Raw genomic sequence first — 7,370 nt, 5'->3', positions numbered from 1 at the left:
ACATCGCAGAAGCCGATACGCTAGAGAAACTCGAACAACTCTTGCCATGGAATGCTCCGCTTGAGAAAGCTTCAAAAAAAGTGACTCAGTACAGCTAGGGGTAGAGTGCTGATTTATTGGCACTTACAGTCGTCCTGTAAGGATCGATGGAGGCAAGTGCTTGCCGAAGCAGATAGAGTTAAGAAAAAACATCTTTTAACCCTAGAAGCAGCAATAAGTAAAAGTCAAACAGACGAGATGCAATCAAAGCAGCTGCAATTGGTTATTCCTAAAGCGCTACATGATTCGTATCTAGAGGAACAGAAAGCTTGGCTTCTGTCTGTTTCCGACTTCTCGTCGTATGTACTGGAAAGGCAGATAAATTAAAGAAATTTAAATCTAAATAGTAAGTAGCATGATTGGTGACTGTAAAAAATCATGCTACATCTGAATAATTGTGAATTACTGACTAGGATATCGACCCCATCTGTACCCTTGCATAGTCATACAACTATTAACAAGATTATTCCTTTCAGAAACACTTTCAATTTTGTTCATGCCAACTTTGAACTCACATTCAGCATGTGCATTCTGTGCCTGATGAAAACTTATGCCATCTTGATACCAAAATGTCCTTGATGGAGGGTTGCCATTGCATCCGGTTATAATTAAAGCACCTGCAATCAATCCTATGGCTTTTTTCACAATAAACTCCGTTAATGTCTGAAAAATCCTAACAAAAACAAAGACATTACACTTTTGTCGGCCCTTGATCAAGTCCAAAATTTGATAATTAAAACAATTTAATAGTCGTATTTTTTAGTTAATATATTGAAAATAATATGTTTTTTCGGTTATTTAAATCAATTTTTCAATATCTCTTGCCAGAAATTATAGGCCATTGACGATATGAATTTCTTTCTTTATGGTGACTCTTATAAATGACATCAGAGGCGTATGGTATCGATAAGTTTGGCAAAAATGGCCTGAAGTATGGATGGATAAACAGTGTCCCTCCCTGACCGCCACTTACTTATTAATCAATAAGTTACGTCAAACTTTATCGAAGACTACATGATTGCTCTCTGGTGTGCCACTTAACGGTGACACTTGGGGTAAAAATTTATGCCAACTTCGATTCCACATACCTACCGAAAACCCAGCAGTGCGATGGACTAATCAAACTTCACAAAGCACGAAATGACAAAAATGTAATCTACCCGTCATGTTTCAGAAAGACGTGAACGACTAATATGAATGTGAAACTATTCAATAAGGAGTTCGTCATGCGTAAAGTACTTATATTAGGTGGATTATTGGTCGCATCAACAGCGGCATTTTATGTCTTTGCAGGCAGCCATCAGCAAGCAGGGCATCATGGTCACCATGGGCATCATGGCAGTAGCCCAACTCAAGAGTCAGTCTCTGCTTCTGTAGCCGCGTACCAAGCGATTAACGATCAAATGCATTCTGCCATGAGTATCGAGTTTACAGGTGATGCAGATATCGATTTTGTTCGTGGTATGATTCCCCACCATGAAGGTGCAGTAGAGATGGCCAAAGTGGTGTTAGAGCATGGTAGTGATCCAGAGATACGTGCTTTAGCTGAAGCTGTTGTTGAAGCACAAGAGGAAGAGATCGAAATGATGCGTCGCTGGCTTGCCGAAAGAGGGCTTGATTAATCTAAATGAAAATACTGATTGTCGAAGATGAACATAAAACCGGAGACTATCTTCGTCAAGGATTGAGCGAAGCGGGTTTTGTGGTTGATCTGGCCCGAGACGGTATCGATGGTATGCACTTAGCACTGACAGGCGAGTATGACCTGTTAGTGCTGGATATCATGTTACCGGGTATCGATGGTTGGGGGATTCTTCAAGCGGTACGTCGAGCAGAATTGGAAATGCCCATTCTTTTTCTAACGGCAAGAGATAGGGTTGAAGATCGCGTGCAAGGATTAGAAATGGGTGCAGATGATTATCTGATTAAACCCTTTGCCTTCTCCGAGCTGCTCGCCAGGATTAGAAGTTTATCGCGTCGCGGCAAAAGTAAAACTATCGACAATTTTTACATTGCGGATTTAGAACTCGATATTGCCAAACGTCGTGTCACTCGCAGCGGTCAAAGAATCGACTTAACTGCAAAAGAGTTCAGCCTACTAGAATTACTGTTAAGGCGTCGAGGCGAAGTGCTTTCTCGTTCCCTCATTGCTTCACAAGTCTGGGATATGAACTTTGATAGTGATACCAATGTAATTGATGTTGCCGTTCGTCGTTTGCGCGCTAAAGTGGATGAGCCTTTCGATCCGAAACTCATTCGGACCGTCAGGGGAATGGGCTACGTTATCGAGGTTGATGAGGTGTGAAGCGATCCTTGTCCCTCACGGCACGATTAGCCTTTCTGTTTGCTTCCATGGCCTGTGGTTTGTTAGTACTGATGGCGATTTTCATCGATCGAAGTGTCTCAGCTCATTTTGATGAACTGGATCTCTATGATTTATCAACAAAACGGGTTCAGCTTGAAACCTTAATGAGTCAAATCACCTCTGATGATGAGCTTGAACGACTGCCAAGTCGTATTCATGATGCCTTTGTAGGTCGTGATACCGTTGCTTTGTTGATTAATGTCACTCAACCATCATGGCAATATGCTTTAAACGCCGATAGATTCAGTCATATTCAAGACAACCTTCAAAATTCTCAGGATTCGTTTCTAAAATGGGAGACAGCAGAGGGCGTTCGTTTTATTGGCCAAGCCACTAGGTTAAAGATTGAAGCATTCAGCTCATCTGACATGAATCTGTTGATTGGATTAGATATTTCTCATCATGTCCATTTTTTAAATCAGCTAAGACTCTATCTAGGTATTGGTATATTGGGAGCGACAGGACTGGCCGGATTACTGGGTTGGCTTGTCGCACATAAAGGACTGGCACCTATCCGCAGAGTTGCTTCAACTGCTCGTCGACTCTCTGCTAAACGACTAGAAGAGCGTCTTTCGAGCGATGACGCGCCTACCGAAATGCAAGAACTGGTGGAAGCATTTAATGGTATGTTAGAGCGCTTAGAAGCATCATTTCGTCGATTGAATGAGTTTTCTGATGATATTGCCCATGAGTTAAGATCACCCGTTTCTAACTTAATGACTGAAACGCAGGTTGCACTTTCCCGTGCGCGATCTGCTGAAGAGTATCGTGAAGTTCTACATTCCAATTTGGAAGAGTTTGATCGCTTAGCACGAATGATTGCGGATATGTTGTTTTTAGCGAAAACGGAAAATGGGCTACTGCCAACGCCCTTGCAAACGGTTCGATTGGAACATGAAGTCAGCGCTTTATTCGAATTCTATGAAGCTCTTGCTGAAGAGAAGCAGCTACCGCTCATTCTTGAGGGGCAGGGGAGTGTGATCGGTGAGCCGCTGATGTTGCGAAGAGCGTTATCTAATCTGCTATCAAATGCTATCCGTCATACCCCAGCAGGGGGTGAGATTTTTATTAAGATTCACCCACAAGACAGCGGTGTCAGACTGACCATCAGTAATCCGGGTGAGCCCATTCCCTCGGATCAAGTTTCACGTATATTCGAGCGTTTCTATCGTGTTGATCCATCCCGATCAAGGCAAGGAGATGGATCAGGGCTGGGTTTATCGATCACTCGTTCCATTGTTGAAGCGCATGGTGGTCAAATTTCTGTAGAATCTAGCCAGTTAATGACCACTTTTACAGTAAATTTTCCTCGGTAAACCCAAGTGCTTGCAGAACCTTCAAAAAATCCAACTTTCGATTTGAGTCGTAATAAATGACAAAATTAACGAGAGATACGCTATGCAACAGCACCCTGACGAACACTCACGTATTATTGAAATGGCATGGGAAGATCGCACACCCTTTGAAGCCATAAAGTTACAGTTTGGTTTGTCTGAACCCGAAGTGATATCCATGATGCGATCAAGTCTTAAACCCTCTAGCTTCAGACTGTGGCGGTCTCGTGTCAATGGACGAAAAACGAAGCATCTCCAGTTACGCAGTCCTGAAGTGAAGCGTGGTTATTGTTCAAGACAGTATAAACACCGATAAGCTGTTCTATCTTCATACCTATTTATACGAAAGCCCTTTAAAATACTTTCATCATAAATGGATGAACTGAAGGTTATTGGAATGCTACGTTTTCTAGGCAATGTGATTTGGATTGTGTTCGGTGGTTTTGTTATGGGGGTTGCATGGTGGCTAGCAGGACTGCTTGCACTGATCACCATTATTGGAATTCCCTGGGCACATTCTTGTTTTGTGTTAGGTCTGTTTGCATTTTGGCCTTTTGGTCGACAAGCGGTAAATCGTCGAGAGATTAAAGGTACCGATGACATAGGTACAGGCTGCTTGGGGCTGATAGGTAATATTATTTGGTTTATTTTTGCAGGTATTTGGTTAGCCATCGGCCATCTCACTGCAGCATTGCTGTGCTTTATCACGATTATCGGCATCCCTTTTGGGGTTCAGCATATAAAACTCGCATTGATCGCATTAGCACCTGTCGGCCAAACGGTTGTAGAAATCGATAGGCAGCGATGGGATTGATCATAGATCTATGATAGAGAAATATTCTGCTACACTCATCTTTTCGATACATGGTTTTTATTTTTAAATGAGACTGTCAGTTTGAGTAAGAGTCTAATTGTTGTCGTTGTTTTACTTCTAAGCGGTTTGTTATTAACTGCTGGGGTTGAGTTATACGATCGTGGACGACATGACAAAGTGACACTTAACAAATTATCTGAACAGCTAGCGACTCCTGCTTATCAACTAGAGACCAGCCTAAAATCTATCATTGAGGTCAATGAGTTTTTTGCCAGGTTATTAAATGATAATCCGAATATAAATACTAGAATGTTGGCTAGTTTTGCTGAGGAGTGGATTAATAAAAACCCTTTGGTTACCAGTGTATCATCATCTAAAGAGTATCTTGTTGATTTTGTGTACCCTTTGCGGGGAAACGAAAGACTTATTAATTTAGATTACAGGCTAAGGCCTGAGCATATTGAAGCTATTCAATTAGCCTTGATCACCAATAATACTGTCGTTGAAGCGCCTATACGTTTGTTACAAAATGGTCGTGTGGGCGTTATTATCAGCTCTCCCTATAAGCTCAGTTCTGTTCAATCCCTAAGAGGTATTTCTTGGGGTATGACATCCATGACTGTTGATTTGAACAGTCTCTTGAATGAAACGGGTTTTTTAAATCCTGCTTTAGATTTTAACATCACAGTAAGAAAACTTCATGATAGTCAGCAATTTGTCGACATTGTTGGGAATTCAAGAAATTTAGGGCGTTTGTATGTCAGCCAAACCATTGATCTACCAAATGGTCAATGGGAGTTGCTTGCTTCTGAAAAGGTTATTTCTTCCTATAGTGTTTTTCGCATAGGTCTAATACGCTCTATCGGCATTATTATGACTTTAACAACTATTTTTGTTTTGTTGAGGTATTTAAGTCGTCCTTCTTTGCTTAAAAATGGTGATTCGAATTATGTTTCAGATAATACCTTTACGTTTAAGAGTATTATCCGCTTGTGTTTAATTATTCCGTTCACCTTGATTATCGTAATGTCCAATATCTTTTCTTATAAAGCTTCTATGAAAAGTGCTGAGCAACTTAAGCAGGCTCAGATATTCGAGATTTCTGCTCAGTTGCATGAGAAAGTGAAGGAGTTCTTTACCATCCCTAGCCGTATTTTGATCTTTAACGCCGAACAATTTCGTTTAGGTCTTATCGATCTTGATAGGCCGGATCAAATGTTACAAAGCTTTCATTTACAGCTTCGTCAACATCCGCTTCTCACTTTTTTATCGGTTGGTACGGTTAAGGGCGAATATTTTGCAGCTAGCCAACCCCCCAGAGGAGAAGATAGGTCTGTACGTATCATTTATGCCACGATTGCTAATGACCGTATCATCAGAATTTATCAAGCTGATGATTTGGGGCAGCGAAGCGAATTATCATCTGTCGGAAATGAATATTTTGATGCGCGTACACGGCCTTGGTTTAGGTCAGCGATTGCGTCAGACACGGTGCAATGGTATCCGATTTATAGATACTTGATTAAAGACTTAGAGGGGATTTACGACACCCTTGGATTCGGTATGTCCGCTGTGATAAGGGGACTCGAGCAGGAACCGATAGGTGTGATTACAGCGGACGTGGCTTTATCTCAGGTTGATGAGTTTCTAGCAAGTTACATGGCACGCTTAAACGGCATTGCTTTTATAGCGGAGAAACCAAGTCTAGAATTAATAGCAAGTTCTGCAGCAGAGCCAACTTTCTTTTTTAGTGGTAACCAAACACTCAGAGTGACGATCTCTGAAAGTAGTAATCCTGTGATTCGCCATATAGGGAATAGGATTGAAACAGCTGAGTCGAATTTCGGTACTGAGTTTATCAACATTAATAATGAACGATATTTAATTGATTGGCAGATAATTCACATACCTAATGGCCCGCAGTTTACGATTGGCGTTGCATTACCTGAAAGTCATCTTGTTTCACCAGCACGAAGTGTGTTGTTAACAAATGTCATATTAACACTGTTTCTTTGGGGTGTTATGTTGATCACTACGCTTCTGCTTACACGTTGGTTTGCCAATCCAATGCACTCTTTGAATGATTGGTTGGCTGGCATCATGTCGGGCGATTGGAATGTTAAGCCTCCCATCGCAAGTCGATTCAAAGAACTTGAAGATATTCGTCGATCGACGGGTTTAATGGCTCAGTCTTTTAAGCAAACTATTGATACGTTAGAAATTAGTCTCAAAGAAAAAACTAAGTTGCTTGACGATACTGAGCAGCAGTTAAAAGAGATGTCGACCTCTGATCCAGTCACGAGTATGGCTAATAAGCATTATTTTGAGCGATTTTTTTCTCAAGAATGGTCAAGAGCGGAGAGAAGTCGTCAATCTATGGCAATAATGTTACTGGAGTTAGATGATTTTGATCTTTACCTAGATCTATTTGGTGACCTAGATGGAGTGGAAGCACTGCAGCAGATCGCAAAAGTACTGAATGACTCGCTTATGTCGTCTATTGATTTAGTGGCTCATTTAGGAGTGGGTCAGTTTGCGATCATCACACCCAGTACTGAGTCAGAAAATGCAATGATTCTCGCTGAAAATATACTCCGAGGCATCGAGTATCAAGGAATAGTTCATCCTAAATCAGAATCTGGGGTGTTTACGGCTTGTGTTGGCGTGGGTGTATATCAAGGGGGAAGTGATATTACCCCTGAAACGTTTATTGAATCGATTGAAGATGCTCTTAAACAAGCGAAAGCTGAGGGTAATAATCGAGTAGTATTAGCGGATGATGTGGCTCACTAAGGTATTTCTTTCCCTGTGAGCCACT

The 7,370-nt window shown here is 41.4% G+C and carries 7 protein-coding genes; all 7 read left to right on the top strand.

From position 1 onward, the window contains the following. Nucleotides 1-105 precede the first annotated feature (105 nt). Entirely contained in the window at nucleotides 106-366 is a 261-nt protein-coding gene (locus F7R24_RS15020) for a type II restriction endonuclease (protein ID WP_151671813.1), read from the top strand. 899 nt (nucleotides 367-1,265) lie between these two features. Then, nucleotides 1,266-1,661 carry a CopM family metallochaperone gene (gene copM / locus F7R24_RS13605; protein ID WP_151671812.1) on the top strand — a complete coding sequence of 132 codons (396 nt, stop codon included), beginning with the start codon at nucleotides 1,266-1,268 and terminating at the stop codon, nucleotides 1,659-1,661. A gap of 5 nt (nucleotides 1,662-1,666) precedes the next feature. Next, nucleotides 1,667-2,344 carry a heavy metal response regulator transcription factor gene (locus F7R24_RS13600; protein ID WP_151671811.1) on the top strand — a complete coding sequence of 226 codons (678 nt, stop codon included), beginning with the start codon at nucleotides 1,667-1,669 and terminating at the stop codon, nucleotides 2,342-2,344. Then, entirely contained in the window at nucleotides 2,341-3,720 is a 1,380-nt protein-coding gene (locus F7R24_RS13595) for a heavy metal sensor histidine kinase (RefSeq protein ID WP_151671810.1), read from the top strand. The genes F7R24_RS13600 and F7R24_RS13595 overlap by 4 nt, the downstream gene beginning before the upstream one ends. An 82-nt stretch (nucleotides 3,721-3,802) precedes the next feature. Then, nucleotides 3,803-4,054: a TIGR03643 family protein gene (locus F7R24_RS13590; protein ID WP_151671809.1), complete on the top strand. Its 252-nt coding sequence runs from the start codon at nucleotides 3,803-3,805 to the stop codon at nucleotides 4,052-4,054. A gap of 81 nt (nucleotides 4,055-4,135) precedes the next feature. Then, entirely contained in the window at nucleotides 4,136-4,552 is a 417-nt protein-coding gene (locus F7R24_RS13585; protein WP_151671808.1) for a YccF domain-containing protein, read from the top strand. Nucleotides 4,553-4,633: 81 nt separating this feature from the next. Next, nucleotides 4,634-7,345, top strand: a complete 2,712-nt coding sequence (locus F7R24_RS13580) for a sensor domain-containing diguanylate cyclase (RefSeq protein ID WP_151671807.1) — start codon at nucleotides 4,634-4,636, stop codon at nucleotides 7,343-7,345. Nucleotides 7,346-7,370: the final 25 nt, after the last annotated feature.

The organism is Nitrincola schmidtii (assembly GCF_008973715.1).
GTDB lineage: Bacteria > Pseudomonadota > Gammaproteobacteria > Pseudomonadales > Balneatricaceae > Nitrincola > Nitrincola schmidtii.
The sequence above is the reverse complement of the archived record's forward strand: the minus strand, read 5'-3'. Positions and strand labels throughout refer to the sequence as shown.

Excerpts from the sequence above, each read along its gene's own strand:
- F7R24_RS13590 (WP_151671809.1), top strand. The coding sequence starts at position 3,803 with ATGCAACAGCACCCTGACGAACACTCACGTATTATTGAAATGGCATGG.
- copM (WP_151671812.1), top strand. The coding sequence starts at position 1,266 with ATGCGTAAAGTACTTATATTAGGTGGATTATTGGTCGCATCAACAGCG.
- F7R24_RS13585 (WP_151671808.1), top strand. The coding sequence starts at position 4,136 with ATGCTACGTTTTCTAGGCAATGTGATTTGGATTGTGTTCGGTGGTTTT.
- F7R24_RS13600 (WP_151671811.1), top strand. The coding sequence starts at position 1,667 with ATGAAAATACTGATTGTCGAAGATGAACATAAAACCGGAGACTATCTT.